Annotated in this window: 19 protein-coding genes; 6 read left to right on the top strand and 13 right to left on the bottom strand. The window is 71.7% G+C overall.

What is annotated here, in order from left to right; genetic code table 11:
* Positions 1 to 126: 126 nt before the first annotated feature.
* Positions 127 to 1212: a redox-regulated ATPase YchF gene (ychF, locus tag IEX22_RS08925; RefSeq protein ID WP_188667997.1), complete on the bottom strand. Its 1086-nt coding sequence runs from the start codon at positions 1210 to 1212 to the stop codon at positions 127 to 129.
* A gap of 243 nt (positions 1213 to 1455) precedes the next feature.
* Between ychF and IEX22_RS08920 the strand changes: the two genes are divergently transcribed.
* Positions 1456 to 2685: a DNA recombination protein RmuC gene (locus IEX22_RS08920; protein ID WP_188667996.1), complete on the top strand. Its 1230-nt coding sequence runs from the start codon at positions 1456 to 1458 to the stop codon at positions 2683 to 2685.
* Between the two features lie 19 nt (positions 2686 to 2704).
* Here the strand turns inward: IEX22_RS08920 and IEX22_RS08915 are convergent, their stop codons facing one another.
* A complete protein-coding gene (locus IEX22_RS08915; RefSeq protein WP_229659896.1) occupies positions 2705 to 3457 on the bottom strand; it encodes a TetR/AcrR family transcriptional regulator in 753 nt (250 codons plus the stop codon).
* A gap of 231 nt (positions 3458 to 3688) precedes the next feature.
* On the opposite strand from IEX22_RS08915, the gene IEX22_RS08910 reads away from it, so the two are divergent.
* Both IEX22_RS08910 and IEX22_RS08905 read left to right on the top strand, forming a co-directional pair.
* Positions 3689 to 4474 (top strand): mechanosensitive ion channel family protein, encoded by a 786-nt coding sequence (locus tag IEX22_RS08910; protein WP_188667994.1) that lies wholly within the window; start codon positions 3689 to 3691, stop codon positions 4472 to 4474.
* 106 nt (positions 4475 to 4580) lie between these two features.
* Positions 4581 to 5411 carry a DUF2382 domain-containing protein gene (locus tag IEX22_RS08905; RefSeq protein ID WP_188667993.1) on the top strand — a complete coding sequence of 277 codons (831 nt, stop codon included), beginning with the start codon at positions 4581 to 4583 and terminating at the stop codon, positions 5409 to 5411.
* Between the two features lie 164 nt (positions 5412 to 5575).
* Here the strand turns inward: IEX22_RS08905 and IEX22_RS08900 are convergent, their stop codons facing one another.
* Positions 5576 to 6265, bottom strand: coding sequence for a TetR/AcrR family transcriptional regulator (locus IEX22_RS08900; RefSeq protein ID WP_188667992.1), 690 nt, complete (start codon positions 6263 to 6265; stop codon positions 5576 to 5578).
* A 138-nt stretch (positions 6266 to 6403) separates the two neighbouring features.
* On the opposite strand from IEX22_RS08900, the gene IEX22_RS08895 reads away from it, so the two are divergent.
* Positions 6404 to 7339: an NAD-dependent epimerase/dehydratase family protein gene (locus IEX22_RS08895; protein ID WP_188667991.1), complete on the top strand. Its 936-nt coding sequence runs from the start codon at positions 6404 to 6406 to the stop codon at positions 7337 to 7339.
* 90 nt (positions 7340 to 7429) lie between these two features.
* On the opposite strand, the gene IEX22_RS08890 is transcribed toward IEX22_RS08895, so the two are convergent.
* Both IEX22_RS08890 and IEX22_RS08885 read right to left on the bottom strand, forming a co-directional pair.
* Positions 7430 to 8506 carry a 4-hydroxy-3-methylbut-2-enyl diphosphate reductase gene (locus IEX22_RS08890; protein WP_188667990.1) on the bottom strand — a complete coding sequence of 359 codons (1077 nt, stop codon included), beginning with the start codon at positions 8504 to 8506 and terminating at the stop codon, positions 7430 to 7432.
* A 51-nt stretch (positions 8507 to 8557) separates the two neighbouring features.
* Positions 8558 to 9418, bottom strand: a complete 861-nt coding sequence (locus tag IEX22_RS08885) for a hypothetical protein (protein ID WP_188667989.1) — start codon at positions 9416 to 9418, stop codon at positions 8558 to 8560.
* Between the two features lie 261 nt (positions 9419 to 9679).
* On the opposite strand from IEX22_RS08885, the gene xseA reads away from it, so the two are divergent.
* On the top strand, positions 9680 to 10978 hold the full coding sequence (gene xseA / locus IEX22_RS08880; protein ID WP_438816614.1) for an exodeoxyribonuclease VII large subunit: 1299 nt from the start codon (positions 9680 to 9682) through the stop codon (positions 10976 to 10978).
* Positions 10971 to 11273: an exodeoxyribonuclease VII small subunit gene (locus IEX22_RS08875; RefSeq protein ID WP_188667987.1), complete on the top strand. Its 303-nt coding sequence runs from the start codon at positions 10971 to 10973 to the stop codon at positions 11271 to 11273. Before xseA ends, IEX22_RS08875 begins: the two co-directional genes overlap by 8 nt.
* 10 nt (positions 11274 to 11283) lie before the next feature.
* Here the strand turns inward: IEX22_RS08875 and IEX22_RS08870 are convergent, their stop codons facing one another.
* The 8 genes from IEX22_RS08870 to IEX22_RS08835 all read right to left on the bottom strand — a co-directional run bounded on the left by IEX22_RS08870 (position 11284) and on the right by IEX22_RS08835 (position 19600).
* Positions 11284 to 12210, bottom strand: coding sequence for a PPK2 family polyphosphate kinase (locus IEX22_RS08870; protein ID WP_188667986.1), 927 nt, complete (start codon positions 12208 to 12210; stop codon positions 11284 to 11286).
* Positions 12211 to 12427: 217 nt separating this feature from the next.
* Positions 12428 to 13648, bottom strand: coding sequence for a pyridoxal phosphate-dependent aminotransferase (locus tag IEX22_RS08865; protein WP_188667985.1), 1221 nt, complete (start codon positions 13646 to 13648; stop codon positions 12428 to 12430).
* Between the two features lie 149 nt (positions 13649 to 13797).
* On the bottom strand, positions 13798 to 14751 hold the full coding sequence (locus tag IEX22_RS08860; RefSeq protein ID WP_188667984.1) for an ABC transporter substrate-binding protein: 954 nt from the start codon (positions 14749 to 14751) through the stop codon (positions 13798 to 13800).
* A 94-nt stretch (positions 14752 to 14845) separates the two neighbouring features.
* Positions 14846 to 15577 (bottom strand): ABC transporter permease, encoded by a 732-nt coding sequence (locus IEX22_RS08855; RefSeq protein ID WP_188667983.1) that lies wholly within the window; start codon positions 15575 to 15577, stop codon positions 14846 to 14848.
* Positions 15574 to 16224, bottom strand: a complete 651-nt coding sequence (locus tag IEX22_RS08850; RefSeq protein ID WP_188667982.1) for an ABC transporter permease — start codon at positions 16222 to 16224, stop codon at positions 15574 to 15576. The genes IEX22_RS08855 and IEX22_RS08850 overlap by 4 nt, the downstream gene beginning before the upstream one ends.
* Positions 16221 to 17372 (bottom strand): ABC transporter ATP-binding protein, encoded by a 1152-nt coding sequence (locus IEX22_RS08845; protein ID WP_438816613.1) that lies wholly within the window; start codon positions 17370 to 17372, stop codon positions 16221 to 16223. Before IEX22_RS08845 ends, IEX22_RS08850 begins: the two co-directional genes overlap by 4 nt.
* 135 nt (positions 17373 to 17507) lie before the next feature.
* Positions 17508 to 18914 (bottom strand): NAD-dependent succinate-semialdehyde dehydrogenase, encoded by a 1407-nt coding sequence (locus IEX22_RS08840; RefSeq protein ID WP_188667981.1) that lies wholly within the window; start codon positions 18912 to 18914, stop codon positions 17508 to 17510.
* Positions 18911 to 19600, bottom strand: coding sequence for an SDR family NAD(P)-dependent oxidoreductase (locus IEX22_RS08835; protein WP_188667980.1), 690 nt, complete (start codon positions 19598 to 19600; stop codon positions 18911 to 18913). The genes IEX22_RS08840 and IEX22_RS08835 overlap by 4 nt, the downstream gene beginning before the upstream one ends.
* Position 19601 lies beyond the last annotated feature (1 nt).

The following is a 19601-nucleotide window of genomic DNA, read 5'->3' as shown; positions in this document are numbered from 1 at the left end:
CACTCCCAGCGTTGCGACGTCGGATTCTCTCACTCTACAGAGTCCCTGTCCAAGAATGTTGCATTGCATGCTGCGGAGGACACCGTCGAGCGCCAGTCGCTATTTTCGCCCTGCTCGACAGGCCGGCTACACGTTGAAGCGGAACTCCACTACGTCGCCGTCGTGCATGACGTAGTCCTTGCCCTCCATGCGGACCTTGCCGCGGGACTTCGCCTCCGCCATCGACCCGGCATCCACCAGGTCCTCGAAGGAGACGATCTCGGCCTTGATGAAGCCGCGCTGGAAGTCGGTGTGGATGACCCCGGCAGCCTGGGGCGCGGTGTCGCCGCGATTGATGGTCCAGGCGCGCGCCTCCTTCGGCCCCGCCGTCAGGTAGGTCTGCAGCCCGAGGGTGTGGAAGCCGACGCGGGCGAGCTGGTCGAGGCCCGACTCGGTCTGGCCCTCCATCTCGAGCATCTCGCGGGCCTCCTCCTCGGAGAGCTCCACCAGCTCGGACTCGAGCTTCGCGTCGAGGAATACCGTGTCGGCCGGGGCCACGAGGTCGGCCAGCTGCTTCCGCTTGGCCTCGTCGGCGAGCACGTCGGCGTCGGCGTTGAACACGTAGATGAACGGCTTGGCGGTGAGCAGGCTCAGCTCCCGCAGGTGCCCCATCTCGAGCTTGTCGGAGTCGATCGAGGAGAAGATCGTGTCCCCGCGCTCGAGCACGGCCTGCGCCTTCTGGAGCTCGGCGAGTTCGGCGGCGTCCCGCTTCTTGATCTTCACTTCCTTCTCGACCCGGGGCAGCGCCTTCTCGATGGTCTGCAGGTCGGCGAGGATCAGCTCGGTGTTGATGGTCTCCATGTCGGAGGCGGCGTCGATCCGACCGTCGACGTGGACGACGTCGGGATCGTCGAACACGCGCACCACCTGCGCGATCGCCTGCGCCTCGCGGATGTTGGCGAGGAACTGGTTGCCGAGGCCCTCTCCCTCGCTGGCACCCTTGACGATGCCGGCGATGTCCACGAAGGAGACGGTCGCGGGCAGGATGCGGGCGGAACCGAAGATCTCGGCCAGCTTGTCCAGCCGCGGGTCCGGCAGGTTCACCACCCCGATGTTCGGCTCGATGGTCGCGAACGGGTAGTTCGCCGCGAGCACCTGGTTGCGCGTCAGGGCATTGAAGAGGGTGGACTTGCCGACATTGGGCAGACCGACGATACCGATAGTGAGAGCCACGGGAGTCCATTCTACGGGCGGACCGTGAGCGCCTCGGTCGGCGGACGACGACGGCGCACGCCGGCCCGAACGAGGCACCGGGTGGCCGGGCTGGGGTGCTGGAGCCCGAGCAGCCACGGTGTTGTTCGGGCCAGGGTGTTCGGCCGGCGTGCTCGGGCCGGGCCGGGCCGCGGAGCGCCGATACGTGACGATGCCCCGACCAGCCTGACGAGTTCTGTCGGAGCGCGGTGAGACCGTGGAGACATGGACGTTCTCGCCGCTCTTCTCCTGGCCCTGCTCGCGCTGCTCGTCGGCCTGGCGGCCGGCATCGGCGCCGCCCGTCGATGGTTCCTGGCCGACGACGGCGGCCCCCGCGTCGCGCAGCTGACCGCGGACCTCGCGCGCGCCCGGGAGGCCTGCCACCAACTCGAACAACGCGCCGTCGCCGCCGACGAGCGCAGCCGTGAGCAGTTGGACGTGCTGCAGGCGCTCGCCCCGGTGCAGGCCAAGCTCACCGCGGTCGAGGAGCACGTCCGCGTGATGGAACGGCAGCGCGCCGAGCAGTACGGCGGCATCCACGAGGCGCTGCGGGACGCCCGCACCACGAGCGGCGAGCTACAGCTGGCGACGCAGTCGCTCGCCGGTGCACTGCGCTCCACGTCCGCGCGCGGCACCTGGGGCGAGGCGCAGCTGCGCCGGGTGGTCGAGGCCGCCGGCATGCTGGCCCACGTCGATTTCGCCGAGCAGGTGCACGCGGAGAAGGTCGACGCCGACGGCGTGCGGGTGATCCAGCGCCCGGACATGGTCGTCGCCCTGCCCGGTGGCAAGGAACTCGTCCTCGACGCCAAGGCACCCCTGTCCTCCTACCTCGAGGCACAGGAGGCCGACGACGACGCCGAGCGGGCCGCCTGGCTGGCGAAGCACGCCAAGGCGGTGCGGGCCCACGTCGACGCCCTGGCCGGCAAGAAGTACTGGGAGGGCCGCGCCGAGAGCCCCGAACTGGTGCTGTGCTTCCTGCCGGCCGAGTCGGCCCTGGCCGCCGCGCTGACCGCCGACGCGGGGCTGCTCGATCACGCGGCGTCCCGTCAGGTGGCGCTCGTCTCCCCCGTGTCCCTGCTGGCCGCCCTCAAGGCGGTGTCCTTCTCGTGGCGGCAGGACTCGCTCACGGCGAATGCGCGGGAGTTGTTCGCCCTCTCCCAGCAGCTCTACGACCGGCTCGGGTCGACCGGCAGGAGCCTCGCGGCCATGGGTTCGTCGCTGCGCCGGACGGTCGAGAGCTACAACACGATGATCGGGTCACTGGAGAGCCGGGTGTTCGTCACCGCGCGGCGCATCGCCGACCTCGACCCCACCGTCGTCCGGTCCGGCCAGTTGAGTCCCGAAGGCCTCGAGACGACGCCGCGCACGCTCACCGCCGTGGAGTTCCTCCGTGACTCCGCCGACCAGCCGATGACCGACGGCGGGGAGAGGCAGGAGCTCGGCCGCAGCGCCTGACGACGCCGGGGCACCGGCGTCACTGGGTGACCGTCAGGTCCAACCGGTCCAGCAGCGCCTCGAGGGAGCGTTCGAACTCCTCGTCCGCGTGGTCCTCGGACAGGAGTGGCCGCAGCTTCGCCACCAGCGGGAACTGGGAGAGGTCCAGCTCCTCGTCCCGGTTCGGGATGTCGGCGTCGCCCTCGTCGAGCGGCTCCTCCACCGGCGCCGTCGACTCGCCCCGCTGGGCGACCTCGAGCAGGATCTGCCCCAGCAGGAAACTGGTGAACACCCGGTACACCTCGACCGCACGCTCCTCCGTGAACCCGCGCTCGACCAGCGCGGCCAGGAACTCCTCGACGACACGCAGGCTGCGCAGCGGCGGCCGCAGCCAGGCCGCCGCGGGATGTCGGGTCGCGACCAGCGGGAAGATGGCGGGGTGCTCGAGGGCGATGTCCCGCACGGAGTGGGCCATCCACTGCAGGTAGCCGTGCCAGTCCGTGGTCAACTCGTGTCCGGCCGGGGGCGTCGCCTCCAGCTGGTCCACCAGGGAGGCGACGATGGCCTCGAGCAGGTCCTCCCGGCCGTTGACGTAGCGGTACAGCGACATCGCCTCCACTCCGAGCCGGGCCCCGAGCGAACGCATGGTCAGGTGATTGACGCTGGACTCGTCGATGAAGTCGATGGCCTCACCCACGATCAACTGCCGACTGAGCGGCTTGCGGCCGCCGTCCTTGCCGGTCGCGGTGGGTTCGCCTCGTCGCGCCACGATGCCGCCTCTCCGTCCGATCACGTCCGGTGCCTGCGTTCGACTGCCTGCGTTCGACTGCCTGCGTTCGACGATAGCCCGCGACCTCGGACGATGCACTACCCACCGACTACCCCGTGTGCTTTGCATTGCCCGGCTTACCTTGTAAGCTCGTCGGCACAGCGCCCGGTCTTACGGTGTAAACCATGCCGTCACGGCCGTGCGCTTCCCTGACAGCCGGCCCCAGCCGGTCGAGACCAACGCGAAGGTGCCCTCATGACCGAATCACTGACCAACGGGTTGAGCGCCGCGTGGACCGCCATCGCCACGTTCGTGCCCGCCCTGCTGCTGTTCCTCGTCATCCTCGTCATCGGCTGGATCGTCGCGAAGGTCCTCTCGCGCGCCGTCGGCAAGGTCCTCCAGCGCGTCGGACTGGATCGCGCCGTCGAGCGCGGCGGCATCGGGCGTGCGCTGGCGCGATCGAAGTACGACGTCAGCGACATCCTGGCCAAGATCGTCTACTACGCCGTCATGCTGTTCACCCTGCAGCTGGCGTTCAGCGCGTTCGGGCCGAACCCGATCAGTGACATCCTGACGGCGATCATCGCCTTCCTGCCGGCCGCCTTCGTGGCCATCGTCATCGTCATCGTCACCGCGGCCATCGCCGCCGCCGTCAAGAGCCTGGTCCAGAACACCCTGGGCGGTCTCTCCTACGGCAAGGTGCTGGCGAACATCGCCGCCGTCTTCATCCTCGGATTCGGCATCATCGCGGCCTTGAACCAGGTGGGGATCGCCACCACGGTGACCACGCCCGTGCTGATCGCCGTGTTGGCCACGCTCGGCGGCGTGATCGTCGTGGGCGTCGGCGGCGGACTGATCAAGCCCATGCAGGCCCGCTGGGAGTCCTACCTGACCACCGTGGAGGCCGAGGCCCCGCGCGTGCGCGCCCATGCCGAGGCAGCGCCCAGCGTCGAGCGGCAGGCGAAGTCTGCCGCCCAGCGCGTCCAGCAGTCCGGCACCGGCCGGGACGGCGCCACCCGCGACGGCCAGCGGACCCGCTGACCGGGTCGGCGTCCGGCCGGCACCCCAGGACCCCGGACCGAGGGGGCGTGTGCCCGCGGTCCGGGCAGTGAGAACCAGAACGACCAAGACGAAGGAGAGCAATTCCATGGCCATCGACAAGACTGCCGTCGCCTCCCTGTTCGGGGCGGACGTCCGCACCGCGGACGACAGCCGCCTGGGCAGCGTCGAGCAGGTGTACCTCGACGATCAGAGCGGCGCCCCCGAGTGGGTCACCGTCCGCACCGGTCTGTTCGGCACCAAGGAGACCTTCGTGCCGATCCGCAACGCCGACCTGGACGACCGGGTCCTGCGCGTGCCGTGGGAGAAGGACGTCGTCACCGGCGCACCCCGCGTGGATGCCGAGCAGGGTCACCTCTCCCCGGAGGAGGAGACCGAGTTGTTCCGTTACTACGGTGTCGAGGACGGCTCCGTGGACCGGGGCGACGCGGCCGGTCGGGATCACGACCGGGACGACGACCGCCACCTCGCCGGCGGTGTCGCCGGGGACGGGGACGCTGCCGGTACGGTCGGGCACGACACCTCCGGGCCGACCACGGACGAGGCGATGACCCGCTCCGAGGAGCGCCTGCGGGTGGGCAAGGAGTCGGTGGAGACCGGCCGCGCCCGACTGCGCAAGTACATCGTCACGGAGCAGCAGACCGTCCAGGTGCCCGTCTCCCACGAGGAGGTCACCATCGAGCGCGAACCGATCACCGACGCCAACCGGGCGGCCGCGCAGGACGGCCCGGAGCTGTCCGAGGAGGAGCACGAGGTCGTCCTGCACGCCGAGCGGCCCGTGGTGGAGAAGGACGTGGAGGCCGTCGAGCGAGTCCGCCTGGGCAAGCAGGTCGTCCAGGACGACACCACGGTCACCGAGCAGGTCCGCAAGGAAGTGATCGAGACCGACACCGACGGGGTGGCCGGCACCGAGCGGTGACCTCCTGAGGATGACCCGCCCGTGACGGCCGTCGCCGCCACGGGAGCGGGCCGACATCATCGAACGCCCCGGATCGTCACGACGGTCCGGGGCGTTCTCACGTCCGGCACGGCCGGGTGACCGGCGGTCGTGGACGCCCCGCGCCCGATCCCGGTCCGTCCCGGTCAGACCGGGCAGAGCCGGGCCGCGGTGTCCCGGAACCAGGCGTCGTAGTCGTCGACGCCGCGGTGCAGGTGTCCGAAGAGCTGAAGGTTGATGGCGCCGAGCAGGCCCGCCCAGGCCTGCACCCCCCGCAGCAACAGGTCGTCGTCGATGCTGTGGTCCGTCACGTCCCGCAAGCCCGCGATCGCCCGGTGCACCGGGCGAGGTACCACCCGCGGCTCCGGCGACCGCCCGGCCGCCTGGACCTCGGCGAGCAGGCCGAGCAGCACCCCGGTCACCCGGCCCGCCGGAGCGACCGTGTCCCGCGGCGCCCGGTACCCGTGGACCGGGGAGCCGTACACCAGCGCGTAGTCGAAGGGGTGCTCCACCGCCCAGCGGTGCAACCGCTCGGCGATGGCCATCCAGCGCGCCGAGAACCGAGTCCAGTCCGTGACCGAACGGTCGGCCTCCGCCAGCGCCTCGCCCAGTTCGGTGTAGATCTCGATGATCAGCGCGGTCAGCAGGTCGTCCCGGCTGCGCACGTACCGGTAGACGGCCGAGGACACCATTCCCAGTTCGCGTGCCACGGCACGCAGCGACAGCTCCGACGGTCCCACCTCAGTCAGCTGACGACGGCCCTCCGCGACGATCGCCCGGGTGATCTCCTCCCGGGCGATGTCGCGAGCGGTGCGGTGAACGGAGACGTCGGCCATGCCGCCACTCTCCCACGCTGCGAGAGCGCAGGCAACGAAACAGAGCACTGCTCTTGTTTCGCGTCACCGACGGGCCTACTGTGGTTTCGAGAGCACCGCTCTTATTTCAGATCGTTGATCCGCTCAAGGGAGACCGTCATGGGACAGCACGTGATCGTGGGAGCCGGCCCGGTGGGCCGGCACACCGGCGGCCTGCTCGCCGACCGGGGCGAGGACGTGGTCGTGGTGACCCGCAGTGAACGGGGAGCGACGGTGCCGGGCACCCGGCGGGTGGCCGCCGACGCCGCGGACGCCGACCACCTGACGGAGATCGCCGGCGGTGCCGTGGCCCTCTACAACTGCGCCAATCCCCCGCACTACGGAACCTGGGACCGGGTGTGGCCCGCTCTGTCCCGCGGCCTGCTCACGGCCGCCGAACGCACCGGCGCCACCCTGGTCACCGCGTCGAGCCTGTACGCCTACGGGCCGGTCGACGTGCCGATGACCGAGGATCTCCCGGACGCGGCAACGGAGAAGAACGGTCGCATCCGCGCCCGGATGTGGGCCGAGGCGAGGCAGGCGCACGAGGCCGGGCGCGTGACCGTGGTGGAGGTGCGGGCTTCGGACTATGCCGGGACCGGCGTGGGTGCCAACGGGCACCTGACCCGAGACCTGCCCGCGGCGCTGAGCGGGAAGCGCGCCTGGGTGGTCGGCGACCCGGATGCTCCCCACTCGTGGACGGACGTGCTGGACGTGGCCCGCACGCTGGTGGCCGTCGCTCAGCGGCCCGACGCATGGGGCCGGGTCTGGATCGCCCCGACCAACGCCCCGCGCACGCACCGGCAGGCGCTGGCGGACCTGCTGGCCGCCGCCGGACGCCCCATGGTGGCGATGCACGCGATCCCGCGCGTCGCCCTGCGAGCAGCCGGTCTGGTCGACGCGGACCTGCGGGAGATGGCGACCATGAGCTACATCCAGTCGCGGCCGTACGTGGTGGACAGCAGCGCCGCGGAGCACCGGCTCGGTCTGGCGCCGACCCCGTGGGCCGAGGTGTGCCGACGGACCCTGGACGGCGTCGAGCCGGCCGTCTCCTGAGGCAGCCGGCCGGAATCAGACAGGGTCAGGCCGGTGCCCACGGGCGGATGAGTTCCGTCGTCACCGACTGACGCGGACGACAGCAGCGGGCTACGACGCGGGCCGGCCGCCGTGGCCGCCGAGGCCGCGGGAGGAATCGCCGGCGGCCTTGAGCGTGGTGCGCAGTTCCTTGGGGAGGGAGAACAGGATGTCCTCCTCCGCGGTGACGACCTCCTCGACGTCGCCGTACCCGTACTCGGCGAGCAGGCTGAGCACCCGCTGGACGAGCACCTCGGGCACGGAGGCCCCGGAGGTGACACCGACGGTGGCGACACCCTCGAACCAGGACTCGTCGATCTGCTCGGCGAAGTCCACCCGGTACGCGGCCCGCGCCCCGTACTCCAGGGCGACCTCGACGAGGCGCACCGAGTTGGACGAGTTGGCGGACCCGACGACGATGACGAGGTCGGCGTCGGGTGCGATCTTCTTGATCGCCGCCTGCCGGTTGGAGGTGGCGTAGCAGATGTCGTCGCTGGGCGGGTCCTGCAGGTTCGGGAACCGTTCGCGCAGGATGGCGACGATCTCCATCGTCTCGTCCACCGAGAGGGTGGTCTGGGAGAGCCAGATCAGCCGGTCCGGGTCCTCGACCTGGACGGTGCGGGCCTCCTCCGGGTTGTTCACCACGGTGGTGCTCTCGGGCGCCTCCCCGTACGTGCCCTCGACCTCCTCGTGCCCCTCGTGCCCGATCAGCAGGATGTGGTTCTGGGCGCGGGCGAAGCGGACGGCCTCGCGGTGGACCTTGGTGACCAGCGGGCAGGTGGCGTCGATCGTGCGCAGCGCGCGATCCTCGGCGGACTGCTTCACGGCCGGGGACACGCCGTGCGCGGAGAAGACGACGAGCGCCCCCTCGGGCACCTGGTCCGTCTCCTCGACGAACACGGCGCCCTTGTCCTGCAGCGTGCTGACGACGTGCTTGTTGTGCACGATCTCCTTGCGCACGTACACCGGCGCCCCGTAGTGCTCGAGCGCCTTCTCGACGGCGACGACGGCCCGGTCCACCCCCGCGCAGTAGCCGCGGGGTGCCGCCAGCAGCACCCTCCGGTCGCCGTCCACCGGGACCGCCGCGATCTGCTCGGGCGTTCGACGGCGGCGGGGCACGACCGGGGTGGGAACGGAAACGGTGGTCATGGGTCCATCGTACGGGCGGGTTCGGCGGCACCCGGGCCCGCGGGCCGCGCGTCAGCGCTGGGCTGAACCGGCCCCGGGCCGGCCGACGACGAGGCGGCCGACCGCTCCCGCCGCCAGCAGCACGGCACCCCAGATGGCCAGCCCCACCACCCAGGGAACCCCGGCGGCGGAGGCGGCGTCGACCACGCGATAGCGCAGGTACTCGGTCAGGCCGGGCGCCCGCTGGCCACCGGCGACCGCGGCCCGCAGCAGGACACCGGCGAGCGCGAGCAGGCCGGTCCCGGCCAGCACCCCGATCCCCAGCCAGGCCAGCGTCGTGGTGCGGCGGCGGGCGAGGAGCAGGGCGAGGACGGCGGCGACGGCGGCCCCCGCGAGGGCGGCCGGCGCGTACCCCGCGGCCTGCACCACGATGGCCGCGGCGCGCGCCTGGGCCGACTGACCGACGTCGAGCACGATCGGGTCGTCCCCGACGGGTGACGCCATCGCCGTGATGCCGAGGGATCCGGCGGCCTTGTCGACGAGCAGAGAGACGAGCGGCTGGATGTCGACCTGGAGTACGTCGGTGCGCGCCGCGTCGGTCAGGGTGGCCATCGTCCGGTCGTGGCTGCGGCGCATCGACGTCTCCCAGGCGCCCGGGAAGGCCGGGTCCTCGGTCAGCGCGGTGGAGACCTTGTCGATCGCCTCGCCCACGGCGTCCGCCGCCGGGCCCTGCAGGTCGAACCGGTTGGTCGCCTCCGTGGCCACCGTGCCGGCCAGCCGGTCGCGCATGCCGTCGTCCGAGGCGAGAGGTGCGGTGAGGGCGACGAATCCGTCCGGGTCGACGACGGTGCGCTGGACGGCGGTGGCGGTGACGCCGCCCAGGAGCAGCAGCACCGCGGCGAGGCCGAGCAGGGCCGAGAGCACCGTGCGCACGGGCGGACCACCTCACTGACGACTCGATCGGACGGGGCTCGAACGCCCGGGCGTTGTCCACAGGTTCGGCGCAGGCGTGCACCCGGCCGCGGTTCTGTCGACGGTGGGTGGTAAGTGTAGAACATGAGTCAATCCCGCTGGAGCGAACCCGAGGCGGCCGCCGGGCCGCCACGGACCGGTGGTCCGGGCGCGGTGGCGGTGGTAGACGGCGTCACCGTGACCGGCATCGAGCCGGCGGACCCGAGCGGGAACGCCCCCTCCGTGGAGCCGCCCTCCGACCGGCCCGGCGGCCCCGGGACCCTGCCGGCCACCGCCGCGGAGACGACGGCCGAGTCGCCGTGGCCACTGCGGGTGCTCTCCCAGAAGCTGAAGACCTACATCGACCGGGCGCCGTTCGCGTGGGTCGAGGGCCAGGTCATCGAGCTGAACCGGCGCGCCAACGTCACCTACCTGACGTTGCGGGACACGGACGCCGAGGTGTCCTTCTCCGTGGCGGTGCTCGGCCGGGTGCTGGACCAGATGCCCGTGCCGCTGGAACGCGGCGCCCGCGTGGTGGCCCAGCTCAAGGCGGACTTCTGGATGAAGACGGGCCGGCTGTCCATGCAGACCCGGGACATCCGGCCCGTGGGCCTCGGCGACCTGCTCGCCCGGATCGAGCGGCTCCGCCACGCGCTGGCCGCGGAGGGGCTGTTCGCCCCCGAACGGAAACGGCCGCTGCCCCGGCTCCCCCACCGCATCGGCCTGATCACCGGCCGGAACTCCGACGCCGAGAAGGACGTACTGCGCAACGCGGCGCTGCGCTGGCCCGCGGTGCAGTTCGAGATCCGCGAGGTCGCCGTGCAGGGGGTCACGGCGGTGGCGCAGATCGGCGCCGCGCTCCGGGAGCTCGACGAGCATCCCGAGGTCGACGTCATCGTGATCGCCCGCGGTGGCGGCTCACTGGAGGACCTGCTGCCGTTCAGCAACGAGGACCTGGTCCGCGCGGTCTCCGCTGCCCGGACCCCGGTGGTGAGCGCCATCGGGCACGAGGCGGACCGGCCGATCCTCGACGACGTGGCGGATCTGCGGGCCTCCACCCCGACGGACGCCGCCAAGCGGATCGTGCCCGACGTCGCCGAGGAGCTGCAACGCATCCGGCAGGCCCGGCAGGTGCTCGACCGGTCCGTGCGCGCGCTGCTGCACCGGGAGACCGACCGGCTCGCGGCGCTGCGGAGCCGGCCGGTGATGCTCCGGCCCGAGGTGATGCTGACGGCGCGCGCGGAGGACGTCGAACGGATGCGTCACCGCGCCCGGCGATCCGCGGAGACCGCCGTGGGCCGGGCGACCGACCGGATCGCGCACCTGCGCGCCCAGATGCGTTCCCTCTCCCCGCAGAACACGCTGGACCGCGGGTACGCCGTCGTCCAGCTGGCCGACGGTTCGGTGGTCCGCGCCTCGACCCAGACCCGGCCCGACGACCGGGTCCGCATCCGCGTCGCCGCCGGGGAGATCGGCGCCCGCGTGTTCGCGATCAAGGAACCCGACGACGTTCCCCGCACCCCAGGAGAATCCGATGAGTGACGCCACCCCGACCACGACGAGCGATGCCGAGCAGGCAAGCGGTGCCGATCGGCCGGACGCCGACCACCGCAGCGATGTCGGTCACCTCAGTTACGAACAGGCCCGGGAGGAGCTGGTCTCCGTCGTGAACCGGCTCGAGGCCGGTGGCGCGAGCCTGGAGGAGTCCCTCGCCCTGTGGGAGCGCGGCGAGGCCCTCGCCAACCGCTGCGAGGAATGGCTGCACGGCGCGCAGCAGCGCCTCGAGGCGGCCCGCCCCCGGGAGGACGACGCCACCACGGACCGCGACCGGCACTGACCGGCGGTTCTCACAGGCCCGCGAGGCGCTTCTTCTCCTTCTCGACGTCGAAGTCGGCGGCGGGCCACTGCGGGTCGATGCCGCGTAGCGTCTGCAGCAGCAGGTGCTGCACCGCGAGCCGTGCGTACCACTTGCGGTCCGCGGGCACGACGTGCCAGGGCGCCAGCTCCGTGGACGTCCGGTCGAGGGCGATCTGGTACGCCTGCTGGAAGTCGGGCCACAGGGCGCGGTCGTCCAGGTCGCCGGGCCGGTACTTCCAGTGCTTGTCCGGCCGCTCCAGCCGTTCGGCGAGCCGCGCCTTCTGCTCCTCGGGGCTGATGTGCAGCATCACCTTGACGATGCGGGTGCCGGCGGCAGCGGTCTGCCGCTCGAACGCGTTGATCTGCTCGTACCGCTTCTCGATGGTCTCCAGCGGGGTCAGCCTGCGCACCCGGTGCACCAGCACGTCCTCGTAGTGGGACCGGTCGAAGACGCCGATCAGGCCGGGCGTGGGCAGCTTGCGCCGCACCCGCCACAGGAAGCTGTGCCGCAGTTCCTCCGCCGTGGGGGCCTTGAACGCCGTCAGCGCCACGCCCTGCGGGTCGACGGCGCCGACGACGTGGCGGACGATCCCGCCCTTGCCTGCCGTGTCCATCGCCTGCAGCACGAGCAGCACCGACTCGGGGGCACCGCCCTTCGAGGCCGCGAACAGCCGCTCCTGCAGGTCGGCCAGTTCCTCCGTGCCGGCGTCGAGCTGCTCCTGCCCCTCCGTCTTGCCGCCGGCGAATCCCGGCGTCGACCGGGGGTCCACCGCGGCCAGGTCGAACCCGAGCTTCACCCGGAGCAGGTCGGACGCGTCGCTGCCGAGCAGCGGCTCCGTCGCCGAGCCCTTCGCGTCGGCCCGCTTCGCGTCCGTCGTCGGCTTCTTGGCCTTCGGTTCGCTCTTCTTCTTCGCCATGGTGCTCCTTCGTCGTCGCGCCGGATGGCGACCAGCCTAGTCAGGCCCTCTCCGGAGACCGTCCGACGATGGGTGCGGCCCCCACGCGGAGGTGGGGCGCCGAGATGTCGATCTGCGTCGCCACCTGCGGTCGAGGACGGCACGGATCGACATCTCGCGGTGACGAGGACGTCGGGACGGGGCGGGTGCGAGGACGACCGACGTGGCGCTCAGCGCCTCAGCGCTCCCGCCAGTCCTCCAGGAAGTCGCCGATGCGGGTCAGGGCCTCCTCGAGCAGGTCGACCCCCGGCAGGGTGACGAGCCGGAAGTGGTCCGGGGCGATCCAGTTGAAGCCCGTGCCGTGCGTGACGAGGATCTTCTTCTCCCGCAGCAGTTCGATCACGAACCTCTCGTCGTCGTCGATCCGGTACACCTCGGGGTCGAGGCGCGGGAACAGGTAGAGCGCGCCCCTGGCCTGCCGGCAGCTGACGCCGGGCATGTCGTTGAGCATCCGGTACGCCAGGTCCCGCTGCTCCTTCAGCCGCCCCCCGGGCAGGATCAGGTCGGTGATGGACTGGTAGCCGCCGAGCGCGGTCTGGATCGCGTGCTGGGCCGGGACGTTGGCGCACATGCGCATGTTGGCCAGCAGGGTCAGCCCCTCGATCAGGTTCTCGGCCCGCCGCTTCGGCCCGGACACGGCCACCCAGCCGCTGCGGAACCCGCACACCCGGTACGCCTTGGACAGGCCGGAGAACGTGAAGGTCAGCACGTCGTCGCCCGCGAAGGTCGCGGTGTGGTGGTGGACGGCCCCGTCGAACAGGATCTTCTCGTAGATCTCGTCGGAGAGCAGGATCAGGTCGTGCTCCCGCGCGATCTGCACGATGCCCTCGACGATCTCCCGCGAGTAGACCGCGCCGGTGGGGTTGTTGGGGTTGATCAGCACCAGCGCCGTGGTGCGATCCGTGATCAGGGACCGGATGTGGTCCAGGTCGGGATTCCAGTCGTTCTCCTCGTCGCACACGTAGTGCACGGGCCGGCCGCCGGTCAGCGACACCGCGCCGGTCCACAGCGGGTAGTCGGGAGCCGGGACGAGGATCTCGTCGCCGTTGTCCACCATGGCCTGCAGCACGAGGGAGATCATCTCGGAGACGCCGTTGCCGATGAACACGTCGTCGACGCCGATGTCCATGATCCCGTGCGACTGGTAGTACTGCGAGACGGCGGTGCGGGCGGAGAAGATGCCACGGGAGTCGCTGTAGCCCTGCGCGGTGGGCAGGTTGCGGATCATGTCGACGAGGATCGCGTCGGGCGCCTCGAACCCGAACGGCGCCGGGTTGCCGATGTTCAGCTTGAGGATCCGGTGCCCTTCCGCCTCCAGTCGCTGGGCCTCGGTCAGGATCGGTCCCCGGACGTCGTACCGCACGTCGGCGAGTTTCGTGGACTGGGTGAAGGTGCGCATCTGTTCAGCCTGCCACGCGTCCCCCCGCCCGGGGCCGCCCCGGCCGGTCGCGGACGCGAGGACGCCCGGGCCAATCCGCGGTCGGTGGCTACTCGCCCCGCGGCCGGCCCGGGCGTCCTCGAACGGTGGATCGACCCGGTGGGCGTTGCCTACTGGGCGATGCCCTTCTGCTTGAGCCACTGGGCGGCGGCGTCCTTCGGGCTGGTCTTCGACTCCCCGGAGACCGTCCGGTTGAGGTTGATCAGGTCGTCGGTGGTGAGCTGCGCCGACACCTTGTTCAGCGCCTCGCTGGCCTGACTGGACAGCTTGCCGTCCTTGATCACGGGCAGCACCTGCTGGGCGATGAAGTTGTTCTTCGGGTCGTCCAGCACCACGAGGTCGTTGTCCTTGATCGCGGGGTCCGTGGTGAAGATGTCGGCGACCTGCACCCGGTCGTCGAGGAGCGCCTTGAGGATGACCGCGCCGCCATTGAACGGTTCGAAGGACTTCGGGGTGCAGTCGTACTTCGACTTCAGGCCGGGCACCCCGTAGGCCCGCTCCGCGAACTCCGGCGGGCCGGCGACCGTCAGCTGGTCGCAGACCTTGGCCATGTCCTCGATGCTCTTGAGGCTGTACTTCTCGGCGGTCGGCTTGGTGACGACCATGGCGTCCTTGTCCTCGGCCTTGGAGGACTCGAGCACCTTGAGGCCGCCCGGCAGCTTGCCCGGCAGCGCGGCGGTGATGTCGCTCGCGCTGACCGCCGTCGAGGACTTGTCGAAGTACTGCAGCAGGTTGCCCGAGTAGTCCGGCACGACGTCGATCGAGCCCTCGGTCAGGGCCTTGATGTAGACCTCGCGTGAGCCGATGTTGGGCTTGGTCGACGCCTTGCCGCCGGACGCGTTGATCGCACCGGCGTAGATCTCCGCGATGACCTGGCTCTCGGGGAAGTTGGCCGACCCGACCACGACGGTGTCGGCGGGTGCCGCGGAGGCGGAGCTCCCCCCGTTCTGCAGCGGGTTGGAGCCGGATCCGGCACCGCAGGCGGCGACGGACAGCGTCAGGGACAGGGCACCGGCGACCGCCGCGGCCCGGGCGGCCCGGCCCCTGGTGAACAGCGCTTTCATGGTTTCTCCTCGTGGTGTCCGCGCCGATCGGCGCTGGGGGTCGAATGGAACGGCGGCGACGGCCTGCGCCGCGTCTGGGTGAAGTGTCGCACGGTCACGCGGTGGCCGGCTGCCGCGCGGACCGCCGCCGGCGGCCGGCCGGCGTCGCCCGCAGGCCGGGCGAGACGACGACCCGGGCCAGCAGGGCCAGGATCAGGTCGACGACGATGGCGAGCACGGCGATCAGCACGGACCCGCCGAGCATCCGCGGGTAGTCCTGGACGGCGAGCCCGTCGATGAGGAAGCGGCCGAGACCACCGAGGTTGACGTACGCCAGCACCGCGACCGTGGCGATGATCTGCAGGATCGCCGCCCGGAATCCGCCGATGATCACCGGCAGGGCGTTGGGCACCTCCACGGTGAACAGCACCTGCAGCTCGGTCATCCCCATCGCGCGCGCGGCGTCCTTCGACTCGGCGCCGACCGCGGCGATCCCGCTGTACGTGCCGGCCAGCAGCGGCGGGATCGTGAGGATGACCAGCGCCAGGATGGGGGGCAGCAGGTCGCCGCTGAGCAGCAGCACGAACAGGATCAACAGGCCCAGGGTGGGCAGGGCGCGCAGGGCGCCCGCGACGCCGACGACGACCTGCCGGCCGCGCCCGGTGTGCCCGACGTACAGGCCCAGCGGCACGGCGATGACGGCGGCGATGACGAGGGTCAGCGCCGAGTAGCCGAGGTGCTCGACGATCCGGTGCGGGATCGCGGTGGTCAGGCCCGTCCAGTTCGTCGGGTCGGTGAGGAACTCCCACGTCTGGCCGACGATGCTGTCGGACGTGTAGGTGGTCATGCGCGCACCGCCTTCCGCGCCCGGGTCCACGGGGTGAGCAGCCGTTCGATCAGCACCAGCAGGGCGTCCATCACCAGCGCCAGCAGCAGGGTGATGACGATGCCGACGATCAGCGGTGTCATGAAGTTGCGCTGCAGCCCGTCGGTGAACAGCACGCCCAGGCTCGGGATGCCGATCACCGCGCCGACGCTGACCAGGGAGATGTTGCTGACGGAGACCACGCGCAGCCCCGCGATCAGCACGGGGACGGACAGGGGGAGATCGACCGTGAAGAAGCGCCGGACCGGCGTGTACCCGACCGCGACGGCGGCCTGGCGCACCGTGTCGTCCACGGAACCGAACGCGTCCACGCAGGAGCGCACCAGCAGCGCCACCGCGTAGATCGTCAGCGCGACGATGACGTTGGTCAGATCCAGCACCCCGGTGCCGAGCACGACCGGCAGGATGATGAACAGCGCCAGGGACGGGATGGTGTAGAGGATCGAACTGGCCGAGAGGATCACGGTCGAGACCGGCCGGCTCTGCCGCGCGAGCTGGGCGATGGGGATCGCGATGACCAGCCCGAACAGCAGCGGCAGGATCGACTGGACCAGGTGGATCCCGGTCAGCTGGGCGATGAAGGACGCGTTCTCCGCGACCCACGTCATCCCCGCACCGCCGGCTCCCCGGAGGCGACGCGCGCCTGCAGTCCCGCCCGGTCGCGTTCGATCACCTCGACCACCTCCGCCGGACGGAGGATGCCGCGCACGACCCCGGATTCGTCCACGGCCACGCCGATGCCCGAGGGCGAACTGAGCGACGCGTCCAGCGCGGCCCGCAGCGAGTGACCCTTGCGGTACAGGGAGCCGCCGGGGATCAGGTCGGCCCGGGTGAACCGGTCGCCGGTCGGCCGCTGGTCGGGTCCCAGCCACCCGATCGGCCGCCCGTCGTCGTCGACCACGAGCCGCCAGCCCGGCGCGACGTCGCCGGTCGCCGCCGAGAGCACGGTCGGGTCGACCGGATGGACGGTCAGGCCCGACGGCTCGGTGAACGAGAGGTGCCGGAAGCCGCGGTCGCGGCCGACGAAGGAGGCGACGAAGTCGTTGGCCGGGGCCCGCAGGATCTCCTCCGGGGTGGCGAACTGGGCGAGCCTGCCGCCGACGGCGAAGACGGCGACCTTGTCCCCGAGGATGGTGGCCTCGTCGATGTCGTGGGTGACGAACACGATGGTCTTGGCGAGTTCGCGCTGCAGCCGCAGCAGCTCGGCCTGCAGTTCGTCGCGCACCACGGGGTCGACGGCGCTGAACGGCTCGTCCATGAGCAGGACGGGCGGGTCCGCGGCGAGCGCCCGGGCGACGCCGACCCGCTGCTGCTGGCCGCCCGAGAGCTGGGCCGGGTAGCGCTTCGCCAGGGCCGGGTCCAGCCCGACGGTCTCGAGCAGCTCCGACGCCCGGCTGCGGGCCGCGCGCCGGTCCACGCCGTTCAGGCGCGGCACCGTGGCGATGTTGTCCAGCACCGTGCGGTGCGGCATCAGGCCGGCGGACTGCATGACGTAGCCCATGGACCGGCGCAGCTGGGCGGCCGGCTGGGCGGCGACGTCCTGCCCGTCGACGGTGATGGTGCCGCTGGTCTGCTCGACCATGCGGTTGATCATCCGCAGCGACGTGGTCTTCCCGCAGCCCGACGGCCCGACGAAGACGGTGATCCGGCCCCGATCGATGTCCATCGTCAGGTCGTCCACGGCGCGCTGGCCGCCGCCGTAGGTCTTGGTGACCGCACGGAACCGGATCATGGGTTCGCCGACCGCAGTGGTCATCGCCGCTGCCCTTCCCTCGGGTGGATGGAGGTGGTGCGAATTTCGACCAAGCGTAGCCGGTGGTGCCGGAAATCGAGAGAGTGCCGCAGGTCAGACGCCCTCCGGCGTCATGCGGCGACACCGCCGTGCACCCGGTCAGTCGCTCACGTAGAGCAGGCGCTTGTTGACGAACTCGTCCATGCCCAGCGGCCCGAGTTCGCGGCCGAAGCCGGAGCGCTTGACCCCGCCGAACGGCATCCCGGCGCCCTCGGCCTCCGCCGCGTTGACGTTGGCCATGCCGGCCTCCAGCTCCTCCGCCACCCTGCGGGCCCGCTCCGGGTCGGTGCTGAACACGGCGCCGCCCAGACCGTACGGGGTGTCGTTGGCCAGGGCGAGGGCCTGCTCGTCGTCGTCCACCCGGTACACGACGGCGACGGGCCCGAACAGCTCCTCCCGGTACGCGGCCATCTCGGGGGTCACCCCGGTGAGCACGGCCGGCGCCAGATACGCGCCGGGCCCCTCGGCCAGGGTGCCCCCCGCGTGCAGGGTGGCGCCCGCCGCCACGGCGTCGCGGATCTGCGCCGCGACGCCCTCCGCGGCGGCCCGTGTGGAGAGCGGGGCGTAGGTGTCCGGCGCCCCGGCGGCCGGGTTCCCCGGGGTGAGGGCCTGCGCCTGCCGGGTCAGCTCGGCCACGAACGCGTCGTAGATGCCCGCGGTGACGATCATCCGCTTGTTGGAGTTGCAGGCCTGACCGGTGTTGCCCATCCGGGTGGCGAAGGCGGCCTGCGCGGAGGCGGCCACGTCGTCGGAGTCGAGCACGATGTACGGGTCCGACCCACCGAGTTCCAGGACCACCTTCTTGAGGTTGCGCCCGGCGATCTCCGCCACCTTCGCCCCGGCCCGCTCCGATCCGGTGAGGGAGACACCCTGCACCCGGGGATCGGCGATGATCTCGGCCACCTGGTCGTGGGAGGCGAAGAGATTGACGTAGGCGCCGTCCGGCAGCCCGGCGTCGGCCATCAGCCGCTGCAGCGCCAGGGCGGAGCGCGGGCAGCTCTCGGCGTGCTTGAGCACGATGGTGTTGCCGGTGACCAGGTTGGGCGCGACGAAGCGGGCCACCTGGTAGTAGGGGTAGTTCCACGGCATGATGCCCAGCAGCACGCCCACGGGACGCCGCTGGATCACCGCGCGACCGCCGCCCGGGGAGGCGATCGGCTGATCGGCGGCCAGCCCCGGACCCTGGTCGGCGAAGTAGCCGAAGATCTCCGCGCAGAAGGAGACCTCGTCGCGGGCCTCCGCGATCGGCTTGCCCATCTCCTCGGTGATGATCGCGGCGAGCTCGTCGATCCGCTCCTCGAACAGCGCTCCGACCCGGGCGACGACCGCCGCACGCTCCTCGATGGGGCGTCGGCGCCACACCGCGAAGGCGGCGTCGGCCGCGGCCACGGCCTGGTCGACCTCCGCCTCGGTGGCGGTGGGGAACTCGGCCAGGACCTCGCCGGTGGCGGGGTTGACGGAGCGGTAGGCGAGTCGATCGCCGGGCTGGGACGTCGCGGACGTCATGGGGTTCCTCCTGCAGGGTCGTCGTCGGTGAGCTCGATGATGGTGCCGTTCAGGGCCTCCGGGTGGGCGTCCCACAGCCGTGCCACGGAGGCCGCGAGGCGGTCCTGCAGGCCGTCCAGGGCCCTCACCCGGAAGATCACGGCCGCCGCGCGCAGCGGGGCGCCGGCGTCGCGGGCGGCCTTCGCGTACCCGTGGGCGACCGCCCGGGTCCAGGCCTCGCTCGCGGCCTTGACCGCGGCGTAGTTCGCGCCGCCCGCGAGCGGGCACGCGACGGCCGTCGAGGAGACGACGGCGAGCCGGCCCGCGGCCGAGGCCCGCAGGTCGCCGTCGAAGGCGCGGCTGACGTGGCGCAGCGCGGTCAGGGAGGGCTCCAGCGCGCGGTAGTCGGCCTCCGTCTGCCCGGCGAGGCCCCCACCGCCGCGCCAGCCGCCCACGAGGGGGAGCAGGCCGTCGACGCTCACCCCGTCCCGGCGCAACCGGGTGGCGAGCTCGCCGACGTCGGCCTCGTCGGTCGGGTCCAGGGTCTCCACGCGGGCGCCCAGCTCGGCGAGCGGACGCAGGCGCGGCGCGCTGCGTCCGGTCGCGACGACCCGGGCGCCGGCCGCGGCCAGGACGCCCGTGGCCGCCCGCCCGGAGGCACTCGTGGCCCCCACGATCAGCATGGTCCGGCCGGTCAGGTCCGCCATC

Source organism: Tersicoccus solisilvae, assembly GCF_014643255.1.
GTDB lineage: Bacteria > Actinomycetota > Actinomycetes > Actinomycetales > Micrococcaceae > Tersicoccus > Tersicoccus solisilvae.
The sequence above is the reverse complement of the archived record's forward strand: the minus strand, read 5'-3'. Positions and strand labels throughout refer to the sequence as shown.

Excerpts from the sequence above, each read along its gene's own strand:
- IEX22_RS08920 (WP_188667996.1), top strand. The coding sequence starts at position 1,456 with ATGGACGTTCTCGCCGCTCTTCTCCTGGCCCTGCTCGCGCTGCTCGTC.
- IEX22_RS08845 (WP_438816613.1), bottom strand. The coding sequence starts at position 17,372 with ATGACCACTGCGGTCGGCGAACCCATGATCCGGTTCCGTGCGGTCACC.
- IEX22_RS08890 (WP_188667990.1), bottom strand. The coding sequence starts at position 8,506 with ATGACCACCGTTTCCGTTCCCACCCCGGTCGTGCCCCGCCGCCGTCGA.
- IEX22_RS08910 (WP_188667994.1), top strand. The coding sequence starts at position 3,689 with ATGACCGAATCACTGACCAACGGGTTGAGCGCCGCGTGGACCGCCATC.
- IEX22_RS08855 (WP_188667983.1), bottom strand. The coding sequence starts at position 15,577 with ATGACCACCTACACGTCCGACAGCATCGTCGGCCAGACGTGGGAGTTC.
- IEX22_RS08865 (WP_188667985.1), bottom strand. The coding sequence starts at position 13,648 with ATGCGCACCTTCACCCAGTCCACGAAACTCGCCGACGTGCGGTACGAC.
- IEX22_RS08835 (WP_188667980.1), bottom strand. The coding sequence starts at position 19,600 with ATGGCGGACCTGACCGGCCGGACCATGCTGATCGTGGGGGCCACGAGT.
- IEX22_RS08840 (WP_188667981.1), bottom strand. The coding sequence starts at position 18,914 with ATGACGTCCGCGACGTCCCAGCCCGGCGATCGACTCGCCTACCGCTCC.
- IEX22_RS08900 (WP_188667992.1), bottom strand. The coding sequence starts at position 6,265 with ATGGCCGACGTCTCCGTTCACCGCACCGCTCGCGACATCGCCCGGGAG.
- IEX22_RS08870 (WP_188667986.1), bottom strand. The coding sequence starts at position 12,210 with ATGGCGAAGAAGAAGAGCGAACCGAAGGCCAAGAAGCCGACGACGGAC.
- IEX22_RS08905 (WP_188667993.1), top strand. The coding sequence starts at position 4,581 with ATGGCCATCGACAAGACTGCCGTCGCCTCCCTGTTCGGGGCGGACGTC.
- IEX22_RS08895 (WP_188667991.1), top strand. The coding sequence starts at position 6,404 with ATGGGACAGCACGTGATCGTGGGAGCCGGCCCGGTGGGCCGGCACACC.
- IEX22_RS08860 (WP_188667984.1), bottom strand. The coding sequence starts at position 14,751 with ATGAAAGCGCTGTTCACCAGGGGCCGGGCCGCCCGGGCCGCGGCGGTC.
- IEX22_RS08875 (WP_188667987.1), top strand. The coding sequence starts at position 10,971 with ATGAGTGACGCCACCCCGACCACGACGAGCGATGCCGAGCAGGCAAGC.
- IEX22_RS08850 (WP_188667982.1), bottom strand. The coding sequence starts at position 16,224 with ATGACGTGGGTCGCGGAGAACGCGTCCTTCATCGCCCAGCTGACCGGG.